This window comes from Allobosea sp. GW821-FHT10B12, assembly GCF_059415545.1.
Genome location: NZ_JBWKNL010000002.1, coordinates 495,357 through 520,441 on the forward strand (window position 1 = coordinate 495,357; position 25,085 = coordinate 520,441).

Sequence of the window (25,085 nt, forward strand, 5' to 3'; positions counted from 1 at the left end):
TCCTTCGATGAGTGTCTCACTCGCCAAATCCAGCGCCTTCAGCCAGGCGATCGTCCTGGCGGCGTTGAAAAGCGCCTTCGGTAAACTCGACCCGCGCAAACTGACCGGCAACCCGGTGATCCTCGCGACCGAGGTGGTGGCTGCGCTCGCCACCGTCTCGGCCGTCGTCGCAATCGCCAATGGCCAGCCGGCCGCCTTCCCGATCCAGATTGCGATCTGGCTCTGGCTCACCGTCGTCTTCGCCAATTTTGCCGAGGCGATCGCCGAAGGGCGCGGCAAGGCGGCGGCGGATTCGCTGCGCGCCACCCGCGTCACCACCAAGGCCAAGCTGATCATCGACCCCGAGCGCAATGCGATGATCCCGACGCCGGCTCACGAACTCGCGCCGGGTGACGTCGTCCTGGTCGAGGCTGGCGATGTCATCCCTGCCGATGGCGAGATCATCGAGGGTGTCGCCTCGGTCAACGAGGCCGCCATCACCGGCGAGTCCGCCCCGGTGATCCGCGAAAGCGGCGGCGACCGCTCGGCCGTCACCGGCGGCACCACGGTCGTCTCCGACTGGATCAAGGTTCGCGTGACCTCGCGGCCGGGCTCGTCCTTCCTCGATCGCATGATCGCGATGGTCGAGGGTGCCGACCGGAGGAAGACGCCGAACGAGCTGGCGCTTGCGGTGCTGCTCGCCGGCCTGACCCTGGTCTTCCTGATCGCGGTGGTCACCCTGACCGGGTTAGGCGCCTTCTCCGGCGTCTCGCTCGACCCGATGGTGCTCGGCGCGCTCTTCGTCACGCTGATCCCGACCACGATCGGCGGCCTGCTCAGCGCCGTCGGCATCGCCGGCATGGATCGTCTGCTCAAGGTCAACGTGCTCGCGACCTCGGGCCGGGCGGTCGAGGCAGCCGGCGACGTCGATACGCTGCTGCTCGATAAGACCGGCACCATCACCTACGGCAACCGTATGGCGGTCGAGGTGATCCCGGTCCCGGGCGTGCGCCCGGATGCGGCGCTTCGCGCGGCGCTGATGGCCTCCCTCGCCGACGAGACGCCGGAAGGCCGCTCGATCGTCGAGCTCGCCCATAACCAGGGCGTCACCGCCGATGTTCCGGCGGGAGCGACGACGATCCCGTTCAGCGCCACCACGCGCCAGTCCGGCCTCGATCTCGACGGCAAGTCCTGGCGCAAGGGCGCGGTCGACGCCGTGATCAAGACGCTCGACCTCGCCGAGAGCCAGGTGCCGGCGGAACTGCGCCAGGCGGTCGACGGCATCGCCCGCTCGGGCGGCACGCCGCTCGCCGTCAGCGAGAACGGCGCGCTGGTCGGCGTCATCCACTTGAAGGACGTGGTGAAGCCCGGCGTGAAGGAGCGCTTCGCGGATCTCCGCCGCATGGGCGTGCGCACGGTGATGATCACGGGCGACAATCCGGTCACCGCGGCGGCGATCGCCTCCGAGGCCGGCGTCGACGACTTCCTCGCCGAGGCGACGCCGGAGGACAAGCTGCGGATCATCCGCACCGAGCAGGCCAAGGGCCGGCTCGTCGCGATGTGCGGCGACGGCGCCAACGACGCCCCTGCCCTGGCTCAGGCCGATGTCGGCGTCGCCATGCAGACCGGCGCGCAGGCCGCGCGCGAGGCCGGCAACATGGTCGATCTCGACAGCGACCCGACCAAGGTCCTGGAGATCGTCGAGGTCGGCAAGCAGCTGCTGATCACCCGCGGCGCGCTCACCACCTTCTCGATCGCCAACGACGTCGCGAAGTATTTCGCCATCATCCCGGCGCTCTTCGTCGTCTCGCTGCCGGCGCTCGGCGCGCTCAATATCATGGGGCTGGCGAGCCCGCAGAGCGCGATCCTCTCGGCGGTGATCTTCAACGCGCTGGTCATCGTCGCGCTGATCCCGCTCGCCCTGAAGGGCGTGCGCTATCGGGCGATCGGCGCGGCCAAGCTGCTCTCGCGCAACCTCACCCTCTACGGCATCGGCGGCATCATCGCGCCCTTCATCGGCATCAAGCTGATCGATCTCGCCATCGCCGCCCTCAAGCTCGTCTGACGGCCTGATAGGAGAGCCGTATCATGATCGCCAATCTTCGCCCCGCCATCGTCTCGATGGTCCTCTTCACCGCCCTGCTCGGCCTCGCCTACCCGCTGGGGGTCACCGGGCTGGCGCAGGCGCTGTTCCCGGCCCAGGCCGGAGGCTCGCTGATCCGCAACGTCTCCGGCGAGGTCGTCGGTTCGCGCTGGATCGGGCAGAACTTCAAGGACGAGGCCTATCTGCGGCCCCGCCCCTCCGCCGCGGGCAAGGACGGCTACGACGCCGCCGGCTCGTCCGGTTCCAATCTCGGGCCGCTGAACGAGGATCTCGCCGCCCGCATCAAGGCCGACGCCGAGGCGCTGCGCGCCGAGAGCAAGGCGCCGATCCCGGTCGACGCCGTCACGACTTCGGGCTCCGGCCTCGACCCGCATGTCTCGCCGGCCAATGCGGCGCGGCAGGTCGCGCGCATCGCCGCGGCCCGCAAGGCCCAGCCTGCCGACGTGCTGGCAGTGATCGCCGCCAACACCGAGGGCTCGACCTTCGGCCTGCTCGGCGAGCCTCGCGTCAATGTGCTCGGAGTCAATTTGGCACTCGACGCGCGCTGGCCGCGCGCTCAACGTTAGGTTCGATGGCAACAGACGAATCCCAATTCAGAGAGGCAGGGCGGCCGGACCCCGACGCCCTGCTGGCTTCAGCCGGCCGCGGCAAGCGCGGCCGGCTGAAGATATTTCTCGGCATGGCACCCGGGGTCGGCAAGACCTACGAGATGCTGACCCAGGCCAAGCGCGTCGTGGAGGAGCACGGCGAGGTGCTTGTCGGCGTGGTCGAGACGCATGGCAGGAGCGAGACGGAAGAGCTGCTCGACGGGCTCGAGGTGATGGCGCGCCGGCCGCTCGAGCATCGCGGCCGGCTGATGATGGAGTTCGACCTCGACGCGGCGCTGGCGCTGAAGCCGAGGCTGCTGCTGGTCGACGAATACGCCCATTCCAACGCGCCCGGCAGCCGCCATCCCAAGCGCTGGCAGGATGTCGAGGAGCTGCTCGATTCTGGCATCGACGTCTGGACCACGCTGAACGTTCAGCACCTCGAAAGCCTGGTCGACGTGGTCTGGAAGATCACCGGCGTGCGCCAGCGCGAGACGGTGCCGGACAGCGCGCTCAGCCGCGCCGACGAGATCGAGCTGATCGACATCACGCCGACGGAACTCCGCCAGCGTATGGAGGAAGGCAAGGTCTACGTGCCTGAGACGGCGCGGCTCGCCGCCGGCAATTTCTTCAAGCCGGAGAATCTGACTGCGCTGCGCGAGCTGGCACTGCGGCGCGCGGCCCAGACGGTCGACGACCAGCTCAGCCAGGCGATGAAGCGCGCCGGGGTGGAGGGGCCGTGGGCCGCAGGCGAGCGCATCCTGGTGCTGATCGGCCCCGATGCGATGGCCGGGTCGCTGGTGCGCGCCGGCCGGCGCCTCTCCGACATGATGATGGATGCGCCCTGGACGGTCGCCCATGTCGAACGGCCGAACCGCGGCGGGCCTGATCCAGGACAGGGCGCACATCTCGCCGAGGCGCTGAAGCTGGCCGAGCAGCTCGGTGGCGCCAGTGTCGTGCTCAATGGCGACGACCTTGTCGGCGCCGTGCTCGACTATGCCAGGCGCAACAACGTCACGCAGATCGTCGTCGGCAAATCGCATCGCAAGGGCTGGCGAGCCTGGTTCAGACCTTCCCTTGCTCCCGAATTGCTAAAGGCGCAGAACGGCGCGGCGCTGCACATCATCACGGAGGTGACGACCGGACCAGTGCGACAGGCGACGCCTGTCATCGTCTGGCCGCGACCGGGCTGGCTCAACCATCTCGGCGCAATCACCATGGTCGGGGTCGCGATCGGCCTGGCGGCGCTGATCGACAAGCGCGTCGAGAACGTCAACCTGGCCATGCTGTTCATGGTCAGCGTGCTCGGCGCCGGCCTGATCTTCGGGCTTTGGCCTGCGGTGACGGCGGCTGCGCTCGCCGCCTTCGCCTACAACTTCTTCTTTCTCGAGCCGCGCCTCTCCTTCTGGATCGGCCATCCGGCCGATGTCCTGACCTTCCTCGTCTTCTTCGCCGTGGCGCTGACGACCGGCGGTCTGACCGGGCGGATCCGCGACCAGGCCAAGGCGACGGCACGGCGCGCTTCGGCGATCACCGCCCTGCTCGCTGCCAGCCGCCGGCTTTCGGCTGCGGCGCGGCGCGAGGATGTCGCGGCAATTCTGGCGGAGCAGGTCTCGGCCGCGACCTCCGGCAAGGTCGTGGTGTTGCTGCCGGTCGACGGCGAGATCGCTGCCAGCGCGGGCGCCCCCGAGCTCGAAGCGCTCTCGACAGCAGACATGACCGCCGCACGCTGGACCTGGAATCGCGGCGAGCCCGCCGGTGCCGGCACCGGCACCTTGCCGAACGTGGCCTGGACCTTCCGGCCGCTGCAGGGTGTACGCGCCCGCTCCGGCGTGGTCGGCTTCGAGCCGAAGGCGCTCGCAACGGCCGAGAATGAGCGTTTCGCCATGGCGCTGCTCGACCAGGGCGCGATCGCGATCGAACGAGCCGAACTCGCCGCCGCCGCCGTCGATGCCGAGGCGCTGCGGCGCAGCGACCGCCTGCGCTCCGCCCTGCTCAATTCGGTCAGCCATGATCTCCGTACCCCGCTCGCCACCGTGCTCGGCTCGGCGACAACGCTGATCGACTATGGCGATGGCATGAAGCCCGCGGTGCGCGACGATCTCCTGCTCTCGATCCGCGAGGAGGCCGAGCGGCTCAACCGCTATGTCGGCGATTTGCTCGACATGACCAGGCTCGAGGGTGGCGCGCTGGTGGCGCGGCGCGACTGGATCGATGTCCGCGACGTGATCGCATCGGCGCTTTCACGCGTGTCACGTCGGCTCGGCCAGCGCCGGGTCCATCGTGACTTTCCGGCAGAGCTCTCTTTGGTTCGGGCCGATCCCGGGCTGCTGGAGCAGGTGCTGGTCAACATTCTCGAGAACGCCATCGCCTATAGCGAGGACGGCGCGCTGATCGAGGCCGCGGCCTATGAGGATCGCGGCAATGTCGTGATCTCGATCGAGGACGAGGGCCGTGGCATCCCGACCGCCGAGCTGGAGCGCGTCTTCGAAAAGTTCAGGCGGCTGGAGGAATCGATCGACCGCGGCGGCGAGCGCGGCAAGGGGGCCGGCCTCGGCCTCGCTATCGCCAAAGGCTTCGTCGAGGCCATGGGCGGGCGCATCGCCGCCGCCAGCCCGATCCATGACCGCCCCGACGGCAGCAAGGGCGGCACCCGCATCCTGATCAGCCTGCGCAAGGACGCCGCGGGCGGAGAGAGTAAGAGTTCGCAATCATGACCGCCTTTCGCCCGCGCATCCTCGTCATCGACGACGAGCCGCAGATTCACCGTTTCCTAGGGCCCGCGCTCGATGCCGCCGGCTACGAGCCGATCCGCGCCGACGACGCCACGACCGGTTTGCGCGAGATCGCCCGCAAGCCACCGGACGCCGTCGTGCTCGATCTCGGCCTGCCCGACATGGACGGCAAGGAGGCGCTCGCCAGGGCGCGCGCCTTCTATGACGGGCCGGTGATCATCCTCTCGGCCCGCGACCGCGAGACCGAGAAGATCGACGCGCTCGACGCCGGCGCCGACGACTACGTCGAAAAGCCTTTCGGCGTCGGCGAATTGCTGGCACGCCTGCGCGTCGCGCTGCGCCATCGCCTCGAACGTCAGGGCTCGGAGCCGGCGCTGCAGGTCGGCGATGTCGAGATCGACCTGGTCAATCGCCGGATCAACAAGGGTGGCGTGGCAGTGAAGCTCTCGCCCAAGGAATACGACCTGTTCGCCTGCCTGGCCCAGGGCAATGGCCGCGTGCTGACTCACAAGCAGATCCTCACTGCGGTCTGGGGCCCGGCGCATGAGCACGACGTGCAGTATCTGCGCGTCTTCGTCGGGCAGCTCCGGCAGAAGCTCGAGGATGATCCGGCCGAGCCGAAGCTGATCGAAACCGAGCCGGGCGTGGGTTATCGGCTCGGTGGCTTAGTCTGACGTTGGCCATCCCGCTGTCGTCTTGTCGCGGCAGGGTCATGTCCCTACCGTTCGGCCATGACTCCTGTGAGGCGACTGTGCGGGTTGTGATCCTAGGCATGCTGCTTGGTGTTGCTGCGATCGGCGGAGCCGCAGCCGAGTGGAAGCCGAGCATTTTCGACGGCGAGAGCAAGCGTGCCATCCAGGGCTGCTCTGCAACGATGACCGATGATTCCTGGTCCTGTGCCTTCATTCGTTGCGAGGCGGACAAGCGGCTCGGGCTCTATCTCGACATTCCTGGCGTGCTCTCGGAAGGACCGATCACTCTTGCGATCGATGGCCGCGACTTTCCGCTCAATCTCAAGGACACGTCGGGGCCGTTCGGCGGTGCCTACCGCGTGGTCGGCGCGGAGGGCGAGATGTTCGCGGTGTTGTCCAACGGCCGTTCGCTGCGTATCCGCCAGCAGGGCCTCAAGAAGGGCTATGACGTGATCCCGCTCAAGGGAGTCGGGCCGGCACTGCGCAGGTTGAGTCAGTCCTGCGGGGTGCGCTGACAGTTCTGCCGGAGAAAATGCTTCCCCGAATTTCGGCCGCCGAACCACCGTGAAGAGAGATTTCCTCTTTTTGAACGGGAATAAGAAAAATCACACTACCCGGCGTGAATTGATGCTCGAAGGCTCGTGCTTTATGTAAAACGTTCGGAATAGCGAACGTAGCGAGCATCATTCATGGCTGCCGCCAAGCGCCCTGCCCTGCCGGTGATCCTGCTGGCCAACGACCTGCTCGACGGCGATGTCGTCTTCGCGGCGGGCGATGCCAATGGCTTGCACTGGTCGCGCGATCCCGGTGCGGCGCTGGTCGGTAACGACGATGCGACCGCAGACCGCCTCGACGCCTTCGCCACCGCCGAACTCGGCAACCAGCAGGTCGTCGACGCCTATCTCGTCGATGTCGCGATCGAGGACGGCGTGCCGGTGCCGCGCCACTACCGCGAGCGGATGAAGACGACCGGCCCCAGCATCCGGCGCGATCTCGGCAAGCAGGCCGACCTGCCGCTCGCCCAAGCATTCCTGAGAGCCTGACGCATGTATCGTTACGACGAATTCGACGAACGCTTCGTGCGCGAGCGCGTCGCGCAGTTCCGCGACCAGGTCGGTCGTCGGCTGAACGGTTCGCTGACCGAGGACGAGTTCAAGCCGCTGCGCCTGAAGAACGGCGTCTATCTGCAGCTGCACGCCTATATGCTGCGGATCGCGGTGCCCTATGGCACGCTGTCGTCGAAGCAGATGCGCCAGCTCGCGCTGATCGGCGAGCGCTATGACCGCGGCTACGGCCATTTCACCACGCGCACCAATCTCCAGTTCAACTGGCCGAAGCTGCGCGACATCCCGGACATTCTCGACCTGCTCGCCGATGTCGAGATGCACGCGATCCAGACGTCCGGGAACTGCATCCGCAACGTCACCGCCGACCATTTCGCCGGCGTCGCCCAGGACGAGGTCGAGGATCCGCGCCCGACCGCCGAGCTGATCCGGCAATGGTCGAGCCTGCATCCCGAGTTCGACTATCTGCCGCGCAAGTTCAAGATCGCGGTAACCGGCGCCGAGCACGACCGCGCGGTGATCAAGGCGCACGATATCGGCCTGCGCATCCTGCGCCATCCGGACACTCACGCGATCGGCTACGAGGTCATCGTCGGCGGCGGCCTCGGCCGCACCCCGATGATCGGCAAGGTGGTGCGCGAGTTCCTGCCCAAGGCCGACCTGCTCGCCTATCTCGAGGCGATCATGCGAGTCTACAATCTCGAAGGCCGCCGCGACAACAAGTACAAGGCCCGGGTCAAGATTCTCGTCCACGAGATCGGCACCGAGGAATTCTCCCGCCGCGTCGAGGAGGAGTTCGCCCGGCTCGACGGTCCCTCCGTCAATGCCGATTCGGCCGAGGTCGCGCGCATTGCGGCGTACTTCGCGCCGCCGGCCTATGAGACGCTTCCGGCGACCAGCGGTGCCTTCGAGGCGGCCAGGGCCGGCAATCCCGATTTCGCCCGCTGGGTCGAGACCAATCTCACGCCGCACCGGCAGCCGGGCTATGCCGCGCTGACGATCTCGCTGAAGCCGATCGGCGCGCCTCCGGGCGATGCCACCAGCGAGCAGATGCGCGTCGTCGCCGATCTGGCTGATGAGTTCTCGCTCTCCGAGATCCGCGTCACCCACGCCCAGAACCTCGTCCTGCCGCATGTGAAGCTGTCCGACCTGTTCGCGGTCTGGCAGCGCCTCGGCGAGGCTGAGCTGGCGACGGCGAACGCCGGGCTGATCACCGATATCATCGCCTGCCCCGGCCTCGACTATTGCGCCCTGGCGACGGCCCGCTCGATCCCGATCGCGCAAGCGCTCGCCCAGCGCTTCGCCGACCCCATCAGGCAGAAGGAGATCGGTGTGCTCAACATCAAGATCTCCGGCTGCATCAATGCCTGCGGCCACCACCATGTCGGCCATATCGGCATTCTCGGCTTGGAGAAGCGCGGCATCGAATCCTACCAGATCACGCTCGGCGGCGACGCGACCGAGAACGCGGCGATCGGCGAGATCCTCGGCCCCGGCCTCGCCGCCGAGGACGTGCCGGACGCGATCGAGCGTATCGTCTCGGTCTATCTGGCGCAGCGCCAGGCCGGCGAGAGCTTCATCGACAATGTCCGCCGGATCGGGCTCGCGCCGTTCAAGGCGGCTTTCCAGGAGGTCAGCCATGCCGTTGCTTGATCGTCACGGCGCCAAGGCCGAGATCTGGACCCGCAGCGAAGGCGCTGCGATCGACAACCTCTCGCATGCGCTCGTCGACTGGGCAGTGTTGCCGGAGGCGTTGGCGCAGAAGACGCGCGACCAGCGCATCGGTGTCGTCATCCCCAACACCGTCCGCATTCCCGAGCTGAAGCTCCTGATGCGGCAGCTCTCGCTGATCGCGATCAGCTTCCCCTCCTTCGGCGACGGACGCGGCTTCAGCCTGGCGCGGCTGATCCGCAATCACGGCTTCACCGGCACTCTGCGCGCCAGCGGCCCGCTGATCGTCGACCAGTTCGCCTATGCCATCGCCTGCGGCTTCGACGAGGTCGAACTGCCTGAGGCGAGCGCCGCGCGCCAGCCGGTCGAGCAATGGGTCAATGCGCTCGGCCAGATCAGCCATGGCTATCAGCGCGGCTATGGCGACAGCGGCAACATCCTCGACCGGCGCCGCTCGGCCCGGCTGAAGCATGCAGCGGCGGGCTGAGACGATGCACGGTTCGGCCCAGACCAGCCTGCGGCGGCCGGCCGATCGCCATAGCGACGATGAATGGGAGGAGGCCGTGTTGAACGACGCCCTGAGTCACTCCGCTCCCGGCCCGCGCGAGCGCTGGTTCGATCTTTGCTTCCGGCTTATCATCCTGGTGCTTGCCGGTCTGTGGCTGTTCGTGCCACCTGCGGGCGATAGCCGGGTGCAACCCGATGTGAAGGCCGTAGCGACGCAAAGATGAGCGCAAGACGCCCGGAGACAATCGCCCCGCGCCGGATCGACCGGCTCGCGACCCTGCCGCTCTTCCACAAGCTGGAGGGGCGCAAGGTGGTGCTCGCAGGTGCGAGCGAAGGCGCGCTCTGGAAGGCGGAATTGCTGGCCGCTGCGGGTTCAAACCTGCTGATCCTCGCCGGCGACCAGCCGGAGGTTTTCGCGAGCCTCGCCTCCGATCCGCCGGCCGGCTCCGTCACCGTGCTGCCGCGCGCCTGGCAGGCTGATGATCTCGACGGCGCCGCGCTCGCCATCGCCGACATCGATTCCCTCGATGAGGCCAAGGCCTTCGCTGCCGCCGCCCGCCAGATCGGCGTGCCGGTGAATGTCGTCGACAAGCCTGAATTCTGCGATTTCGCCTTCGGCTCGCTGGTCAACCGCTCGCCGCTGGTGGTCGCGATCTCCACGGACGGCGCCGCGCCCGTCTTCGGCCAAGCGATCCGGGCCAAGATCGAGGCGATGCTGCCGGCGGGCCTCAAGTCCTGGGCCCAGGCCGCGCATGACTGGCGCCCAATGGTCAAGGCGCGCGAGCTCGCCTTCCCATTGCGCCGTGATTTCTGGGAGCGCTTCACCAGCCGCGCCCTCGCCGAGCCGCAGCGCCGGCCCGACGAGAGCGACCGGGACAGCCTCTCCGCCGTGCTCGACGAGATCGAGCGTGGTGGCACGCCGAACGGCCGGGTCACGCTGGTCGGCGCCGGCCCCGGCGATCCGGAGCTGCTGACACTGAAGGCGATCCGCGCGCTGCAGAGCGCCGACATCATCCTCTATGACGATCTCGTCTCTGCCGGCGTGCTGGAACTCGCCCGGCGCGAGGCCAAGCGCATGCTGGTCGGCAAGCAAGGCTATGGCCCGGCGGTGAAGCAGGACGACATCAACGCGATGCTGGTCTCGCTCGCCGGCCAGGGCAAGCATGTGGTCCGGCTGAAGGGCGGCGATCCCGGCATCTTCGGCCGTGCCGGCGAGGAGATCGAGGCCTGCCACCGCGCCGGCATCCCGGTCGCGATCGTGCCCGGCATCTCGGCGGCGCAGGGTGCGGCGGCCTCGCTCGGCCTCTCGCTGACCCATCGCGACCATGCCCGCCGGCTGCAATTCGTCACCGGCCATGCCCGCGACGGCAAGCTGCCGCAGGATCTCGACTGGAAGGCGCTCGCCGATCCAGCTGCGACGACGGCCCTCTATATGGCGCGTGCCACGCTGCCGCTGTTCCGCGAAAAGGCGCTCGCCGCCGGCCTCGATCCGGCGACGCCGGCGATCGCCGTGCTCGGCGCCACCACTCCGGCGGAAACGCGGATCGCCAGCTCGATTGCGCAGCTGCCAGAGCGGCTTGGCGAGCTGCCGAGCCGGGGTCCTGTCCTCGTCCTGATCGGCCATGCCATGGGTGCCGCCCTGCCGGCGGCGGCAAGTGGAAAATTGGCTCAAGCCTGACGTGAACCAAACTGCCGGAGATGCGTTTTCTCTCTGGCGCGAAAAGTTTGGAAGGGCTCTACTGCCGCCACCAGTTGAGCGATGACCGCCAATTCAGTACGTTCTGTTTGTTTTTCAGAACAGTTTCGAACCGTTTCGGCGGTCTTCTCGACTGTTCAGCACGGAGCACTGAGATGACGCGACAGAGACTTCACCGCCTGCTGCAGGCCGGCCTGACGCTCGGAGCCTTCGCCCTGTGCTTCGGCGTGATCAGCGGCGCCCGCGCCCAGACCGAGCTGCTCAACGTCTCCTATGATCCGACCCGCGAGCTCTATCGCGAGATCAACACGGCCTTCATCGCTGAATGGAACGGCAAGAACGCCAAGAAGATCAGCACGATCCGCCAATCGCATGGCGGCTCGGGCGCGCAGGCCCGCACCGTGATCGATGGCCTCAATGCCGATGTGCTGACGCTGGCGCTCGCCGGCGACATCGACGCGGTCGCCGAGCGTTCGAAGAAGCTGCCGCTCGACTGGCAGAAGCGCCTGCCGCAGAACTCCTCGCCCTACACCTCGACCATCGTTTTCCTGGTCCGCAAGGGCAATCCCAAGGCGATCAAGGACTGGGGCGACCTGGTGAAGCCGGGCGTCCAGATCATCACGCCGAATCCGAAGACCTCGGGCGGCGCACGCTGGAACTATCTCGCCGCCTGGGCTTATGCCGAGAAGGCCTTCAACAAGGATGAGGCCAAGGTCCGCGACTATATCGGCAAGCTGCTCGCCAATGTCCCGGTGCTCGACACCGGCGCGCGCGGCGCCACCACGACCTTTACCCAGCGCGGCATCGGCGACGTCTTCCTGTCCTGGGAGAACGAGGCGTTTCTGGCGCTGAAGGAGTTTGGCGAGGACAAGTTCGACATCATCGTGCCCTCGCTCTCGATCCTGGCCGAGCCGCCGGTCACTGTGGTCGACGGCAATGTCGACGCCAAGGGCACCCGGGCCGAGGCGCAGGCCTATCTCGAGTTCCTCTACACGCCGAAGGGCCAGGCGATCATCGCCAAGCATTACTATCGCCCGCGCAATCCCGAAGCCGCCGATCCGAAGGACATCGCCCGCTTCCCGAAGGTCGAGCTGGTCACCATCGACGAGAGCTTCGGCGGCTGGGCCAAGGCGCAGCCGGCCCATTTCGGTGACGGCGGCACCTTCGACCAGCTTTACAAGCCGGCCCGGTAAGCCATGACGGCGACGGTCTCCCGCTGGCGCGAGCCCAGCATCCTGCCCGGCTTCGGCCTGGCGCTGGGCATCACCGTCACGGCGCTGTCGCTGATCGTGCTCATTCCCCTCGCCGCCTTGTTCCTCAAGGCGGCGAGCGCCGGTCCGGCTGACATCTGGGCGGTAGCGACCTCACCGCGCACGCTGGCGGCATTGAAGCTTTCATTCGGGGGCGCGTTCTTCGCTGCGGCGGTCAACGCGGTCTTCGGGCTGATCCTCGCTTGGGTCCTCGTGCGCTACGATTTTCCCGGCAAGCGCCTGATCGATGCGGCGGTCGACCTGCCCTTCGCCTTGCCGACGGCGGTCGCCGGCATCTCGCTCGCGGCGATCTATGCACCGAATGGCTGGGTCGGGGGGCTGCTTGCGCCCTACAACATCAAGGTCGCCTATACGCCGCTCGGCGTGATGGTGGCGCTGATCTTCATCGGCCTGCCTTTCGTGGTGCGCACCATCCAGCCGGTGCTGGAAGAGCTGCCGGCCGATATCGAGGAGGCTGCGGCCCTTCTCGGCGCCAGCCGCTGGCGCACGGTCTTCAGCGTGCTGCTGCCGCCGGTGCTGCCGGCGCTGCTGACCGGCTTCGTGCTCGCCTTTGCGCGGGCGGTCGGCGAATACGGCTCGGTGATCTTCATCGCCGGCAATGTGCCGATGGTGTCGGAGATCGCGCCGCTGCTGATCGTGATCCGGCTCGAGCAGTTCGACTATGCCGGAGCGGCCGTGGTCGCGACGATCATGCTCCTGCTTTCGTTCTCGCTGATCCTGCTGGTCAACCTGATCCAGGCCAGTGCGCGGCGGAGATTCGGCGATGTCTGACGCCAGCCTGCCCTACCAGATCGAGGATCTCGCGCCTGCCCGGGCGGCCCGGCGCATCAAGGGCGAATCCCGGCTCGTCCAGTTCCTGCTGGTCGGCATTTCGCTCGCTTTCCTCTGCCTGTTCCTCTTCCTGCCGCTGATCTCGGTTTTCGTCGAAGCCGGAGCGCGCGGCTGGCAGGCCTATCGCGAAGCGATCCTCGAGCCCGACGCGCTGGCGGCGATCCGGCTGACCCTGCTCATCGCGGCGATCGCGGTGCCGTTCAACGTCATCTTCGGACTGGCGGCCGCCTGGGCGATCGCCAAGTTCGAGTTCCGCGGCAAGAGCCTGCTGATCAGCTTCATCGACCTGCCCTTCTCGGTCTCGCCGGTGATCTCGGGCCTGGTCTTCGTGCTGCTCTTCGGCGCTCAGGGCTATTTTGGCCCCTGGCTCGCGGCCAACGACCTCAAGATCATCTTCGCCGTGCCTGGCATCCTGCTGGCGACGATCTTCGTCACCTTTCCCTTTGTCGCCCGCGAACTGATCCCTCACATGCAATCGCTTGGCTCGGCCGATGAGGAGACGGCCCTGACGCTGGGTGCCTCGGGCTGGCGCACCTTCGTCAAGGTGACCCTGCCGAACGTGAAGTGGAGCCTGTTCTACGGCGTGCTGCTCTGCAATGCCCGCGCCATGGGCGAGTTCGGCGCCGTCGCCGTCGTCTCCGGCAAGATCCGCGGGGTGACCACGACCATGCCGCTGCATGTCGAGATTCTCTACAACGAGTACATGGGCGCCGCCGCCTTCGCCGTCGCCTCGCTGCTGGCGGGCCTGGCCCTCGTCACGCTCGTCCTGAAAACCGTGCTGGAATGGCGCTTCGCGGATTCAATCGCCGCCAGCCGCCGTCACTGAGTGGAAGAGCCCATGTCGGTCGCCGTCACCATCGAAAGCGTCGAAAAACGCTTCCAGAACTTCCCCGCGCTGCGCGGCGTCTCGCTCGACATCCAGCCGGGCGAGCTCGTCGCCCTGCTCGGTCCCTCCGGTTCGGGCAAGACGACGCTGCTGCGCGTCATCGCCGGCCTCGAACAGGCCGAGCGCGGCCGCGTGCTGTTCGGCGAGACCGATACGCGCGAGCTCTCGCTGCGCGAGCGCCGCATCGGCTTCGTCTTCCAGCACTATGCGCTGTTCAAGACGATGAGTGTTGCCGAGAACATCGCCTTCGGGCTGAAATCGCGACCGCGCGCTGAACGGCCGAGCCCCGCGGAAATCAAGAAGCGCGTCTCCGACCTCCTGGAGCTCATCCAGTTGCCGGGGCTGGAGAAGCGCTATCCGAGCCAGCTTTCCGGCGGTCAGCGCCAGCGCATCGCGCTTGCCCGGGCGCTCGCGATCGAGCCACGCGTGCTGCTGCTCGACGAGCCCTTCGGCGCGCTCGATGCCAAGGTCCGCAAGGACCTGCGCGCCTGGCTGCGCCAGTTGCATCAACGTACCGGCCACACCACCGTCTTCGTCACCCACGACCAGGAGGAGGCACTGGAACTCGCCGACCGGGTCGCGATCCTGCACGACGGCCGGCTTGAACAAGTCGGCTCGCCCGATGACGTCTACGACCATCCTGCGACGCCGTTCATCTGCCAGTTCCTCGGCGACGCCAATCATCTGCCGGTCAAGGTCGTCGGCAGCCAGGCCTTCTTCCAGGACCGGCCGGTGCTCGGGGGCCTGCGCCAGAATCAAGGCGGGCCGGCCTCGCTCTATGTCCGGCCGCAGCATTTGCGCATCGTCGACGATGCGCCGCTCGCCTTGCCGGGCGTGGTCGAGCACCTGCGCCGCAACGGCCCCTTGCGCCGGGCCGAGGTCGCAGTCGAAGGACTGCCCAAGCGGCTCGACGTCGATCTCGCCAGCCAAGTCGCCCCGGCGATCGGCGAGCGCATCCGGCTGCGCATCACGCATGGCAATCTGTTTGCTGCGGCCTGACGTCACCCTCGCCTTTCGCGTACCGGGCGGGTTATGCCTGTCGCCTGACACGTTCTGACGACGGGAGACGGCCATGAAGGCGCGGGCGAAATGGGTCGAGGGCATGGCCTTCTTGGGCGAGGCCGGCAGCGGCCATGCCGTGGTCATGGACGGCGCGCCTGAATATGGCGGCCGCAATATCGGCATCCGGCCGATGGAGATGCTGCTGATCGGGCTTGCCGGCTGCACCGGCTTCGACGTCGTGCAGATCCTCAAGAAGGGGCGTGAGGCGGTGACCGGCTGCGAGGTCGAGGTCGAGGCCGAGCGCGCGACCGAAGACCCCAAGGTCTTCACCAAGATCCATATCGCCTATCGTGTCAGCGGCCGCGACCTGTCGCAGGCCAAGGCCGAACGTGCCGTCACATTGTCGAAGGAAAAGTACTGCTCCGCTTCGATCATGCTGGGGGCAACCGCCGAGATGACCACGTCGCTCGTGGTCATTGACGAACTGCAACAGGAGGCCGCGGAATGACGGATATCCCGACCTCGGGGCTGGTGTCTCCCGAAGTCCTGGCTCGGGCGTTAGGCTCGCCCGGCCTCGTCATCATCGATATTCGCGCTGCCGCCGAGGGCGGACGCCAGGCCTTCGAGGCCGGCCATATCCCTGGCGCCGTGCACAGCGACTATGCCGCCGATGGCTGGCGCGCCAAGGTCGGCAATGCACCCGGCATGCTGCCGCCGCTCGACCATCTCGCCGAGCTGGCCGGCCGGCTCGGTATCATCCCGCCGAGCAAGGTCGTGATCGTGCCGGCCGGGCTCGCGGCCAGCGACCTTGCCGCTGCAACGCGTGTCTACTGGACGTTGAGGCTGATCGGCCATGGTCAGCAGGCGATCCTCGATGGCGGCTTCAAGGGCTGGCAGACGTCTCCGGGCCTGCCGATCGAGACCGGCCCATCCAAACCGGAGCCGGCATCGCCCTACCCCGTCGTGATGCAGCAGAAACTGCGCAGCACCGCCGACGCCACGCTGGTAGCGTCGCGCAGCAAGCTGGCGACGCTCGTCGACGCCCGCTCCGCCAGCTATTTCGAGGGCAAGGAGAAGGCGACCGAGGCCGTACGCGCCGGGCACATCCCCGGCGCCGTCTCGCGCGACTACGCCGCGGCCTTCGATCCGGCGACCGGGCGCTTCAGGCCGGCCGGAGATCTCAGCGCCCTGTTCGGCCCGGTGCCGAAGGGGCCGGCGATCTCCTACTGCAACACCGGCCATACGGCGTCGCTCAACTGGTTCGTGATGTCGGAGCTGCTCGGCCGCGAGGAGGTCTCGCTCTATGACGGCTCGATGACCGACTGGACGCAGGACCCGGAGCGGCCGGTCGCAGCTGGAGCCGCCTGAGCGGCGGCTCCAGAGGGCTGGCGGATCGCCCGCTTATCGGCTGGTCGAGACCGCGCGGTTGCCCTGGCGGTCGACATGGACGCCGACGCGGGTGCCATCGGCCTGGGTGGTCCAGGTCGAGGTGATGCCGGTCTGCGGATTATAGGTGGTGCGGCTGCGGGCGCCGGGCTGGCCGGCACGTTGCCCGGCCGGACGGAAGCCCGTGCGGACGACGCCGTCCGGAGTGATCGTCGTGACGAAGCGATCGCCGCTGGCGAGCCCGACGGAGCGGATGCGCGTACCATCGGGCAGGACCGTTTCGGCCGAAGCCACGCCGACCTGATGCTGCATGGCGCCAGCGCCAGCGCGAGCTCCACCAGCGCGATCGGCCCGGCCGCCATGACCGTAGCTGCTTGCCGATTGACCGAGCTGCGGCTTGTTGTGGAACACGGCCCAGCGGTCATCGCCGCCACCGCCTCCGCCGCCACCCCCGCCGCCTTCACCAGCAAAAGCCGGCGCCAGCGGCGCGGACAGGCAGAGTGCGATCAACAGCGAACCCGAAATGCGAAGAGACTGCGTAGCCATGACCGGCCCCCTGAAAAGGCGTTGCGCGGCGGCACCTGCCGTAGCGCTTAGGCACTAGGCTTCCAGCGGCACGGCCTGCTCGGCCCTATCGCCGTTGGGATATCCCAGCCTTGTTGCGGTTTCCGCGGTTTTCGCAGCGCTGGAAAAAACGCCGCTGTTCAGCTTCCAGGGGCCGGCCGAAGACTCGTCCCCTGTTCGGCCCGGTGCCGAGCGGCCCGGCGATCTCCCATTGCAACACCGGACCTACAGCCTCGCTGAACTGGTTCGTGATGTCGGAGCTGCTCGGCCGAAACGATATCTCGCTTTATGATAATGCGACGACCAATTGGATGCAGGATCCGGAGCGGCTTGTCGCGATGGCTGGCAACTGAATCTGCTCCGCAGCAAGCGGGATGATTCTTCCGCTCGGAGCTACTCCGTCCGTTTGGCTTGGCGCGAAAACCACCCTCCCGCCACCAAGTTGAACCGCAGGAGGGCCAGAGCATGCCCCAGATGCAGTGGCGTTCGAACATGATCAGCGGCCTGGTCCTGGTACTGGCCATGGGCCTGTCGGGGCCCGGCCGCGCCAACGAGGCTCAAGCGGCCTATGACAAGGGCGACGTCGCCAAGGCGATGCAGCTCTGGCGGGCACAAGCCGAAAGCGGAAACGCCGAAGCTCACTACCAGATCGGTATGCTCTACGATTGCGGTAACGGCGTGCCGGTGGACCACGTCCAGGCCGCCCATTGGTACCGCAAGGCCGCTGCACAGGGGCATGTCAAGGCCCAGCACAACCTCGCCATGATCTATGACGACGGCAAGCCTGGCGTGCCGGAAGACAATGCCGAAGCCACCAAATGGTACAGGAAAGCAGCTGAGCAGGGTCATGCCGCCGCTCAGAACAACCTCGCCACGATCCTCGATGACGGCGAGACTGGCGTCGCGTCGGACAAGGTCGAGGCACTCAAATGGTACAAGCTCGCCGCCGCGCAGGGCAATCTGAAGGCACAATTCAATCTCGGCCTGCTCTATGACAATGGCGGGAGTGGCGTGCCGGAGGACAATGTCGCAGCGATCCGATGGTATAAGCTCGCCGCCGCTCGCGGTGACAAGGATGCCGCCTTCAACATCGCGCTGATCTACGACGACGGCGAGACCGGCGTCGCCGAAGACAATGTCGAGGCCGTCAAATGGTACAAGCTCGCGGCCGAGCAAGGCCATGCCAGGGCCCAATATAATCTCGCGATCACCTATGATGAAGGTGAGAGCGGCGTGCCGGAGGACAATGTCGCGGCGGTCAAATGGTACCGAATGGCCGCCGAGCAAGGCCTTGTGAAAGCTCAGTACAACCTCGCCATTCTTTATGACGAGGGCGATGACGGCGTTCCCGAGGACAATATCGAGGCGGTGAAATGGTATCGGATGGCTGCCGAGCAAGGCTACGCCGACGCCCAGTACAATCTCGCTCTCATCTACGATGAAGGCGAGCGCGGGGTTCCCCGCAACCACGCCGAGGCGGCGAAATGGTACCGGCTCGCCGCCGAGCAGGGAACGGCCGAGGCGCAAAAACGTCTCGGTTACATGTATGCGACCGGCTTGGGCGTCGCGAAGGATCCTGCACAAGCGGCCTATTGGCTGCGCAAGAGTGCCGCAGGGCGCGGCAACTGAGGGAGCAGCGTCCTTCGCCTGCCTATCCGAAGAAGCGACGCGACAAGCCGGCAGCGGCGAAGCAGGGATGGGCTCGCGCTGATCAGCTTGCCGGAGCGCGCATTGTCGCTTGTCCCATTTGCAAATTCGTCCAAAAAGGATCAAAGGAAGCGCCAATGCGCCGGCCTTGCCGCGCCCTTCCTCTCTCCGTGTCAGAGTTCCGCCGCCGATGAACGCCGTCGCGCCGAAAATCTCGTTCGTTTCTCTCGGGTGCCCCAAGGCGCTCGTCGATTCCGAGCGCATCATCACCTCGCTGCGCTCGGAGGGCTATGAGCTCAGCAAGAGCCATGCGGGCGCCGATGTCGTCATCGTCAACACCTGCGGCTTCCTCGACAGCGCCAAGCAGGAATCGCTCGAGGCGATCGGCTCGGCCATGGCCGAGAACGGCAAGGTCATCGTCACCGGCTGCATGGGCGCCGAGCCCGAGCAGATCCGCGACGCCTTCCCGAACCTGCTCGCGATCACCGGTCCGCAGGCCTATGAGAGCGTCGTCTCGGCCGTGCACCAGGCCGTGCCGCCCAAGCATGATCCCTTCATCGACCTCGTGCCGGACCAAGGCATCAAGCTGACGCCGCGGCACTACGCTTACTTAAAGATCTCAGAAGGTTGCAATAATCGCTGCAGCTTCTGCATCATCCCGAAATTGCGCGGCGACCTGGTCTCGCGGCCGATCGGCGATGTGCTCCGCGAGGCCGAGAAGCTGGTCAAGGCCGGCGTCAAGGAGCTGCTGGTGATCTCGCAGGACACCAGCGCTTACGGGCTCGACATCAAATATGCGCCCTCGATGTGGAAGGATCGCGAGGTCCGCACCCGCTTCTTCGAGCTGGCGCGCGAGCTCGGCCAGATGGGTGTCTGGGTGCGGATGCACTATGTCTACCCCTATCCGCATGTCGACGAGGTCATCCCGCTGATGGCGGAGGGCAACGTGCTGCCCTATCTCGACATCCCGTTCCAGCACGCCTCCCCGTCCGTGCTGAAGGCGATGCGGCGGCCGGCCCATCACGAGAAGACGCTGGAGCGCATCCGGAAGTGGCGCGAGATCTGCCCGGATCTCGCCATCCGCTCGACCTTCATCGTCGGCTTCCCCGGCGAGACCGAGGACGATGTCGACTTCCTGCTCGACTGGCTGAAGGAAGCGAAGCTGGAGCGCGTCGGCTGCTTCAAATACGAGCCGGTCAAGGGCGCGACCGCCAACGATCTCGGCCTGCCGCTCGTCGCGGAGGACGAGAAGGAAGCGCGCTGGCACCGTTTCATGAAGACGCAAGCCGAGGTTTCAGCCCGCATCGTCAAGGGGCGCGTCGGCAAGCGCATTCAAGTGATCATCGATGAGGCCGGACCGACCGTCGCCAAGGGGCGCTCGAAATGGGACGCGCCGGAGATCGACGGCAATGTCTATGTGTCGAGCCGCCGGCCACTGCGGCCCGGCGATATCGTCACGGTGAAGGTCGAGCGCGCCGACGCCTATGATCTGCATGGCATGGCGGTCTGAGCCGGCTTCGGCTCAGGCGCGACCAGCATGCGACGGATCGGCTTCGACGAGCCGGGTCGAGCGCGGGCAGGCATTGCGCTTGGGCTCGACGGGGCGGGTGAGACGTGGACGCTCCAGCCGAACGATGGGAGCGGCGACCGCGGATCCAGACTGCGACATCTCCCACTCGGCCTTGGCCGCGAACTGCGCCGTACCGACACTGAGGACGGTCAGGCAGGAGAGGCAGAGACCGGCGCGGCGCAGATGACGTTTCATGACGCGGGATCCGGAAGGGGTGTTGCTCCCTCCTTGATCGTTCCAGAGCAGATTTCGCGTTTCGATTTCGGAATTTTCGCTTTTCTGCAGAAAGCGCAGCCCGTCAGGCGGTTGCGTGGCGGGTGCGGCCCAGTCGCCCCAGCCACCAGCCGAGGCGCTGCGCCGTCATGGCGATGGCCAATGCGTAGCCGAGCAGAGCCAGCATCCAGCCGGCCGCCTGCAGGCTCAGAGCGCCGAGCACGAGCGCCGAGCGCCCGAGCAGCTTGAGGACTGCGCGCGCCGTCGATGGCTTGGCCGCCGCGAGCTTCGCCGCCCGGCGGACGTCCCCGGCATCTTCGGCGACGGCAAGCACCTGGCGCAGGCCGCGCTGACCGGTTCGGGCATAGAGCGCGCCGGCATCCCGGCCGAGCGCGGTGAAGCGGGCCAGCGCCGCCGGCCGGACGATGCCACCTGCGGCGACCTTCGCTGCCACAAGGTCCAAGCGAGCCGCCGCGCCGAGGCTCGCCGCCAGGGCCGGTCGGTCGAGTGCGCCCGCCGCCATGCGGCCCATGTTCGCGGTTAGCGCTGGGGAGAGCAGGCTCGCCTTGCTTGCTGCCTTGACGGCGCTGATGCCGCCGCGGGCCGGAAGGCCGCCACCGAGGCTGATCCAGGTTGCTGCGCTGATCGCAAGACCGACGGCAGCGAGCGCCATCACCGTCTCGTCCGCCTGTTCTCCGCCGGCGAGCTTGCGCCCCTCGCGGGCAAGGTCGCGCAAATCGCCGAAGCCACTGATATCTCCCACCAGCGCGCCGGCGAAGGCGGCATCGCTTTCGCGTTCACCTGCCAGGAAGCCGTAACCGAAATCGGAAAGGGCTCGCGTCAGCGCAGTCTCGCGCAAGACGCCGATCCGCGCGCGTTGCTCGGGTGCGATGGCGGTCCCGCGCTCGGCTGCGAGCGCGACAAAGCTTTCGGCAAGATCGAGATCGCGGGCTGCAACTGCCCGATCGATCTCTTGAGCGAGGCGATCCGCCGTGGCGACGCCATCGAGGCGCAACCGCGACAGTTCGGCCGGATCATCTTTCGCCTGATGAAGTCGCCAGCCCTGCAGGGCCGGCGGAGCGATCATTGCCCCGCCCGTTGCGAGAGCGATGACGATGATCGATGTGACGGCGAGCCTGGCGATGCGCAAGCGGGATACCTGAAACGGAAACGGTCCGGCCGCCGGGCCGGACCGCAGTTCGTATAGCCTTCGATTCAGGCGGAAATTGCGCGGCCGAGCTACGGCACGATCACGGTCGAGCCGGTGGTGCCGCGGCCTTCCAGCGCCCGATGCGCGTCGGCTGCGTCCTTCAGTGCGAAGCGGGCATTGATCGCGACGCTGACCTTGCCGGAGCCGACCGCCTCGAACAGGTTCTTCGCCATCGCGACCAGGGTCTCGCGCTTGGCCGTGTGCGTGTTCATCGTCGGGCGGGTGACGTAGAGCGAGCCCTTCGCCGAGAGGATGCCGAGATTGAAAGCTTCGACCGCGCCCGAGGCGTTGCCGAAGCTCGCCAGCAGGCCGAAGGGCTTCAGCGAGTCGAGCGAGCCCATGAAGGTGTCCTTGCCGACGCCGTCATAGACGACATCGCAGAGCTTGCCGCCGGTGATCTCCTTGACACGCGCCGGAACGTCCTCGTCGCGATAAAGGATGACATGGTCGGCCTTGTTCGCCCTGGCAAGCTCGGCCTTCTCCTTGCTGCCGACGGTGCCGATCACGCTCGCGCCGAGCGCCTTGCCCCATTGGCAGAGGATCGAGCCGGTGCCGCCCGCTGCGGCATGGACCAGGATCGTGTCGCCCGGCTTCACCGGATAGGTGCGGTGGAGCAGGTATTCGGCCGTCAGACCCTTCAGCAGCATGCTGGCCGCGGCCTCGTAGGAGACGTTGTCCGGCAAGGCGACTACCGCCGATGCCGGAACGATGCGCTCCTCGGCATAGGCGCCGTGCGCGGCGACGACGGCGATGCGGTCGCCCGGCTTGAACTCGATCACGCCCGGGCCGACCGCAAGCACGTCGCCGGCCGATTCATTGCCGAGCGTGAACGGCAACGGCGCGGGGTAAAGGCCGGTGCGGAAATAGGTGTCGATGAAGTTCAGCCCGATGGCGCGGTTGCGGATCAGGATCTCGCCCGGCCCCGGCGCTGGCAGGGCGACCTCCTCCAGCTGCAGAACCTCGGGTCCACCGGTCTTGTGTACGCGGATAGCTTTCGCCATGGCGATCTCCTGATGTCGATGAGGCAACGATAGGGACTTGCCTTCCGCTTGCGCAACGGCTGCGCTGCATCCGGGGCCGGCATTCTGCGCCGAGCCGTGCTGGCGATTTTGCATAGGCGCCGCCGTCCTGCGGCAAGCACGCGCTCGCCAGCGGCGCCGGCATCGGTTACCGAAAGGCCATGACGGACAAGCAGCATTGCGACATCGCCATCGTCGGGGCCGGTGCGGTCGGGCTTGCGGCCGCGCTTTCGCTCGCCGCAACTGGGCGCGAGGTCGTGCTGTTCGGGCAGGCGAGCGCCCCGCGCGACGGCCGCACTGTCGCCCTGCTCGATGGTTCCTGGCGCTTGCTCGAAGCGCTCGGCCTGACGGAGACGCTGGACGCGGTCGCGGCGCCGCTCGCGGTGATGCGCCTCGTCGACGATACCGGCAGCCTGTTCCGGCAGCCGCCCGTCGAGTTCAAGGCGGCGGAACTCGGCCTGCCGGCCTTCGGCTGGAATGTCGAGAACGTCGTGCTGGTCGAGGCGATGGCAGCCAAGGCAGCAGCCGAGCCGGGTATCCGCATGATCTCGCAGGCGGTGACGGAGATCACAGCTGGTGCTGACAGTGTCAGTCTGGCCGGCGACGGCTTCACGCCGGTCGAGGCAAAGCTGGTCGTCGGCGCCGACGGCCGCAAGTCGCGGGTCCGGGAGGCAGCCGGCATCATCGCGCGCGACTGGAGCTATCCACAGGTGGCGCTGACCGCGATCCTGAGCCATCGCCGCGAGCACCGGGACGCCTCGACCGAATTTCACACCCGCTCCGGTCCCTGCACGCTGGTGCCGATGTCCGGCCGCCGCTCCTCGCTGGTCTGGCTGGTCGAACCGCATGATGCGGACCGCCTCGCTGGCATGGACGACCTCGCTTTCGCTCGCGAAGTCGAGCGCCGGACCCATTCGATTCTCGGCGCTATGACGGTTGCAGGTCCGCGCGGGCGCGTGCCGATGGGCGGGCTCTCGGTTGACCGCTTTGCAGCTGATCGCATGGCGCTGATCGGCGAGGCCGCGCATGTCTTCCCGCCGATCGGGGCGCAGGGGCTCAATCTCGGCCTGCGCGACGTTGCGGCGCTGCGCGATACCATTGCCGGCGCTGAGGATCCCGGCGAGGTCGAGGCGCTGTCTGCCTATGATCGCTCGCGCCAAGCGGATGTGCGCCTGCGCACCGGCGCCGTCGATGCGCTCAACCGGACCTTGCTGACCGATCTGTTGCCGGCGGACCTGATGCGCGGCGCTGGGTTGCTCGCGCTCTCTCGGATCGCTCCCTTACGCCGCCTGGTGATGCGGCAGGGGCTGGCCGGCGGCACCGCGGCAGGCTGAGTTTCAGATCTCGTAGTCGCCGATCGGCGGGCTCGCCCGCAGCGCCGGCGCGGCATCGCGGAAAACCGGCGCGAGCGGCAGCGGCGTCGAGACCATGCGCCGCCCACCTGGCTCCTCGACCTGCCGGTCGAGCAGGCCGCGGGCGGTGAGATGCGGATCGGCCAGCGCCTCGTCGAGCGTCCTAACCACCGTGCAGCAGCAATCGAGCGGTTCGATCGTTTCCCGCCAATGAGCGGCCGGCCGGGAAGCGATGATCGCGGTGATCGCCACCTGTGTCGCGGCCGGATCGCGTCGGTCGTTGCGCAGTTCGGCGTCGAGGCCGATGCCGTCGCAGAAGCTGGCCCAGAACTTTTCCTCGAGTGCGCCGACGGCGAGGAACCAGCCATCTTCGGTGGCGTAGAGGCCGTAGCGCGGGCTGGCGCCGGTGAGCAGCCCCTCCCCGCCATTGGGATAACGGCCAGCGGCCTGTCCTTGTGCGAATGCGTACCAGGAGAAGGCGAGCATCGCGTCGGTCATGGCGATGTCGAGATGGCAGCCCTGCCCGGAGCGATCGCGCTCGCGCAGCGCCAGCAGGATATTGATCACCGCCGGCATGGCGCCGCCGGCGATGTCGGCGACCAAGGTCGGCGGCAGCGGTGGTTGCCTGCCATGGGCGAGCGACTGGCCGAGCAGCCCGCCGATCGCCTGGTAGTTGATGTCGTGGCCGGCCTCGAAAGCGCGCGGGCCGTTCTGACCGTAGCCGCTGATCGAGCAGTAGACCAGCCGAGGGTTGAGCGCCTTCAGCGCCTCGTAGCCGAAGCCGAGGCGAGCCATTACGCCCGGCCGGAACTGCTCGATCACGATGTCGGCCTGCTCGATCAATGGCTTCAGGCGTTCTAGCGCATCGGGCGCCTTGAGATCGATGGCGAGGCTCTGCTTGCCGCGGTTCAGCGCGGCGAAGGGCGCAGAGGTCTCGCCGAAACGCGGCGGAAAGCGGCGCATGTCCTCGCCGTCCGGTCGCTCGATCCGGATCACGCGCGCGCCGGCTTCGGCGAGGAAGAGGCTCGCCAGCGGGCCGGGCAGCAGGGTCGAGAAATCGAGGACGAGGAGATCGGAGAGCGGCTGCATCGATGGGCCC

Annotated in this window: 24 protein-coding genes; 19 read left to right on the plus strand and 5 right to left on the minus strand. The window is 67.3% G+C overall.

Translation table 11 applies throughout. The annotated features are described in order from the left end of the window. Positions 1 to 7: 7 nt before the first annotated feature. The 16 genes from kdpB to AC07O0_RS07745 all read left to right on the plus strand — a co-directional run bounded on the left by kdpB (position 8) and on the right by AC07O0_RS07745 (position 16,393). Positions 8 to 2,044 (plus strand): potassium-transporting ATPase subunit KdpB, encoded by a 2,037-nt coding sequence (gene kdpB / locus AC07O0_RS07670; protein WP_494621582.1) that lies wholly within the window; start codon positions 8 to 10, stop codon positions 2,042 to 2,044. A gap of 23 nt (positions 2,045 to 2,067) precedes the next feature. Further along, entirely contained in the window at positions 2,068 to 2,649 is a 582-nt protein-coding gene (gene kdpC / locus AC07O0_RS07675) for a potassium-transporting ATPase subunit KdpC (RefSeq protein ID WP_494621584.1), read from the plus strand. A gap of 5 nt (positions 2,650 to 2,654) precedes the next feature. After that, positions 2,655 to 5,387, plus strand: a complete 2,733-nt coding sequence (locus AC07O0_RS07680; RefSeq protein WP_494621586.1) for a DUF4118 domain-containing protein — start codon at positions 2,655 to 2,657, stop codon at positions 5,385 to 5,387. Next, complete coding sequence (locus AC07O0_RS07685) at positions 5,384 to 6,079, plus strand: response regulator (protein WP_494621588.1); 696 nt, start codon at positions 5,384 to 5,386, stop codon at positions 6,077 to 6,079. Before AC07O0_RS07680 ends, AC07O0_RS07685 begins: the two co-directional genes overlap by 4 nt. 38 nt (positions 6,080 to 6,117) lie before the next feature. Continuing rightward, complete coding sequence (locus tag AC07O0_RS07690) at positions 6,118 to 6,612, plus strand: hypothetical protein (RefSeq protein ID WP_494621590.1); 495 nt, start codon at positions 6,118 to 6,120, stop codon at positions 6,610 to 6,612. Between the two features lie 174 nt (positions 6,613 to 6,786). Continuing rightward, entirely contained in the window at positions 6,787 to 7,140 is a 354-nt protein-coding gene (locus AC07O0_RS07695) for a DUF2849 domain-containing protein (RefSeq protein WP_494621592.1), read from the plus strand. A 3-nt stretch (positions 7,141 to 7,143) separates the two neighbouring features. Further along, complete coding sequence (locus tag AC07O0_RS07700) at positions 7,144 to 8,814, plus strand: nitrite/sulfite reductase (protein ID WP_494621594.1); 1,671 nt, start codon at positions 7,144 to 7,146, stop codon at positions 8,812 to 8,814. Continuing rightward, a complete protein-coding gene (locus tag AC07O0_RS07705) occupies positions 8,801 to 9,319 on the plus strand; it encodes a DUF934 domain-containing protein (RefSeq protein ID WP_494621596.1) in 519 nt (172 codons plus the stop codon). Before AC07O0_RS07700 ends, AC07O0_RS07705 begins: the two co-directional genes overlap by 14 nt. Before the next feature lie 4 nt (positions 9,320 to 9,323). Then, positions 9,324 to 9,563: a hypothetical protein gene (locus AC07O0_RS07710; protein ID WP_494621598.1), complete on the plus strand. Its 240-nt coding sequence runs from the start codon at positions 9,324 to 9,326 to the stop codon at positions 9,561 to 9,563. After that, a complete protein-coding gene (cysG, locus tag AC07O0_RS07715) occupies positions 9,560 to 11,017 on the plus strand; it encodes a siroheme synthase CysG (protein WP_494621600.1) in 1,458 nt (485 codons plus the stop codon). Before AC07O0_RS07710 ends, cysG begins: the two co-directional genes overlap by 4 nt. Before the next feature lie 173 nt (positions 11,018 to 11,190). Beyond that, on the plus strand, positions 11,191 to 12,228 hold the full coding sequence (locus AC07O0_RS07720) for a sulfate ABC transporter substrate-binding protein (RefSeq protein WP_494621602.1): 1,038 nt from the start codon (positions 11,191 to 11,193) through the stop codon (positions 12,226 to 12,228). A gap of 3 nt (positions 12,229 to 12,231) precedes the next feature. Beyond that, positions 12,232 to 13,077 carry a sulfate ABC transporter permease subunit CysT gene (gene cysT, locus AC07O0_RS07725; RefSeq protein ID WP_494621604.1) on the plus strand — a complete coding sequence of 282 codons (846 nt, stop codon included), beginning with the start codon at positions 12,232 to 12,234 and terminating at the stop codon, positions 13,075 to 13,077. Next, positions 13,070 to 13,963, plus strand: coding sequence for a sulfate ABC transporter permease subunit CysW (gene cysW / locus AC07O0_RS07730; protein WP_494621606.1), 894 nt, complete (start codon positions 13,070 to 13,072; stop codon positions 13,961 to 13,963). Before cysT ends, cysW begins: the two co-directional genes overlap by 8 nt. A 12-nt stretch (positions 13,964 to 13,975) precedes the next feature. Next, positions 13,976 to 15,022 carry a sulfate/molybdate ABC transporter ATP-binding protein gene (locus AC07O0_RS07735; protein ID WP_494621608.1) on the plus strand — a complete coding sequence of 349 codons (1,047 nt, stop codon included), beginning with the start codon at positions 13,976 to 13,978 and terminating at the stop codon, positions 15,020 to 15,022. 73 nt (positions 15,023 to 15,095) lie between these two features. Further along, positions 15,096 to 15,533, plus strand: a complete 438-nt coding sequence (locus tag AC07O0_RS07740; RefSeq protein ID WP_494621610.1) for an OsmC family protein — start codon at positions 15,096 to 15,098, stop codon at positions 15,531 to 15,533. Then, positions 15,530 to 16,393, plus strand: a complete 864-nt coding sequence (locus AC07O0_RS07745; protein ID WP_494621612.1) for a sulfurtransferase — start codon at positions 15,530 to 15,532, stop codon at positions 16,391 to 16,393. Before AC07O0_RS07740 ends, AC07O0_RS07745 begins: the two co-directional genes overlap by 4 nt. Positions 16,394 to 16,426: 33 nt before the next feature. Here AC07O0_RS07745 and AC07O0_RS07750 read toward each other — a convergent pair whose 3' ends face one another. Continuing rightward, positions 16,427 to 16,957, minus strand: coding sequence for a hypothetical protein (locus tag AC07O0_RS07750; protein ID WP_494621614.1), 531 nt, complete (start codon positions 16,955 to 16,957; stop codon positions 16,427 to 16,429). Positions 16,958 to 17,440: 483 nt separating this feature from the next. Between AC07O0_RS07750 and AC07O0_RS07755 the strand changes: the two genes are divergently transcribed. Continuing rightward, positions 17,441 to 18,604, plus strand: coding sequence for a tetratricopeptide repeat protein (locus tag AC07O0_RS07755; RefSeq protein ID WP_494621616.1), 1,164 nt, complete (start codon positions 17,441 to 17,443; stop codon positions 18,602 to 18,604). A 208-nt stretch (positions 18,605 to 18,812) separates the two neighbouring features. Next, positions 18,813 to 20,132, plus strand: coding sequence for a 30S ribosomal protein S12 methylthiotransferase RimO (rimO, locus tag AC07O0_RS07760; protein ID WP_494621618.1), 1,320 nt, complete (start codon positions 18,813 to 18,815; stop codon positions 20,130 to 20,132). A gap of 12 nt (positions 20,133 to 20,144) precedes the next feature. Here the strand turns inward: rimO and AC07O0_RS07765 are convergent, their stop codons facing one another. The 3 genes from AC07O0_RS07765 to AC07O0_RS07775 all read right to left on the minus strand — a co-directional run bounded on the left by AC07O0_RS07765 (position 20,145) and on the right by AC07O0_RS07775 (position 22,616). Next, entirely contained in the window at positions 20,145 to 20,387 is a 243-nt protein-coding gene (locus tag AC07O0_RS07765; protein WP_494621620.1) for a hypothetical protein, read from the minus strand. A gap of 103 nt (positions 20,388 to 20,490) precedes the next feature. Continuing rightward, positions 20,491 to 21,555: a hypothetical protein gene (locus AC07O0_RS07770; RefSeq protein WP_494621622.1), complete on the minus strand. Its 1,065-nt coding sequence runs from the start codon at positions 21,553 to 21,555 to the stop codon at positions 20,491 to 20,493. An 89-nt stretch (positions 21,556 to 21,644) separates the two neighbouring features. Continuing rightward, positions 21,645 to 22,616: a quinone oxidoreductase family protein gene (locus AC07O0_RS07775; protein ID WP_494621624.1), complete on the minus strand. Its 972-nt coding sequence runs from the start codon at positions 22,614 to 22,616 to the stop codon at positions 21,645 to 21,647. A gap of 179 nt (positions 22,617 to 22,795) precedes the next feature. Between AC07O0_RS07775 and AC07O0_RS07780 the strand changes: the two genes are divergently transcribed. After that, positions 22,796 to 23,968, plus strand: coding sequence for a UbiH/UbiF family hydroxylase (locus tag AC07O0_RS07780; protein ID WP_494621626.1), 1,173 nt, complete (start codon positions 22,796 to 22,798; stop codon positions 23,966 to 23,968). A 3-nt stretch (positions 23,969 to 23,971) separates the two neighbouring features. Here AC07O0_RS07780 and AC07O0_RS07785 read toward each other — a convergent pair whose 3' ends face one another. Next, positions 23,972 to 25,075 carry a CaiB/BaiF CoA transferase family protein gene (locus AC07O0_RS07785; protein WP_494621628.1) on the minus strand — a complete coding sequence of 368 codons (1,104 nt, stop codon included), beginning with the start codon at positions 25,073 to 25,075 and terminating at the stop codon, positions 23,972 to 23,974. Positions 25,076 to 25,085 lie beyond the last annotated feature (10 nt).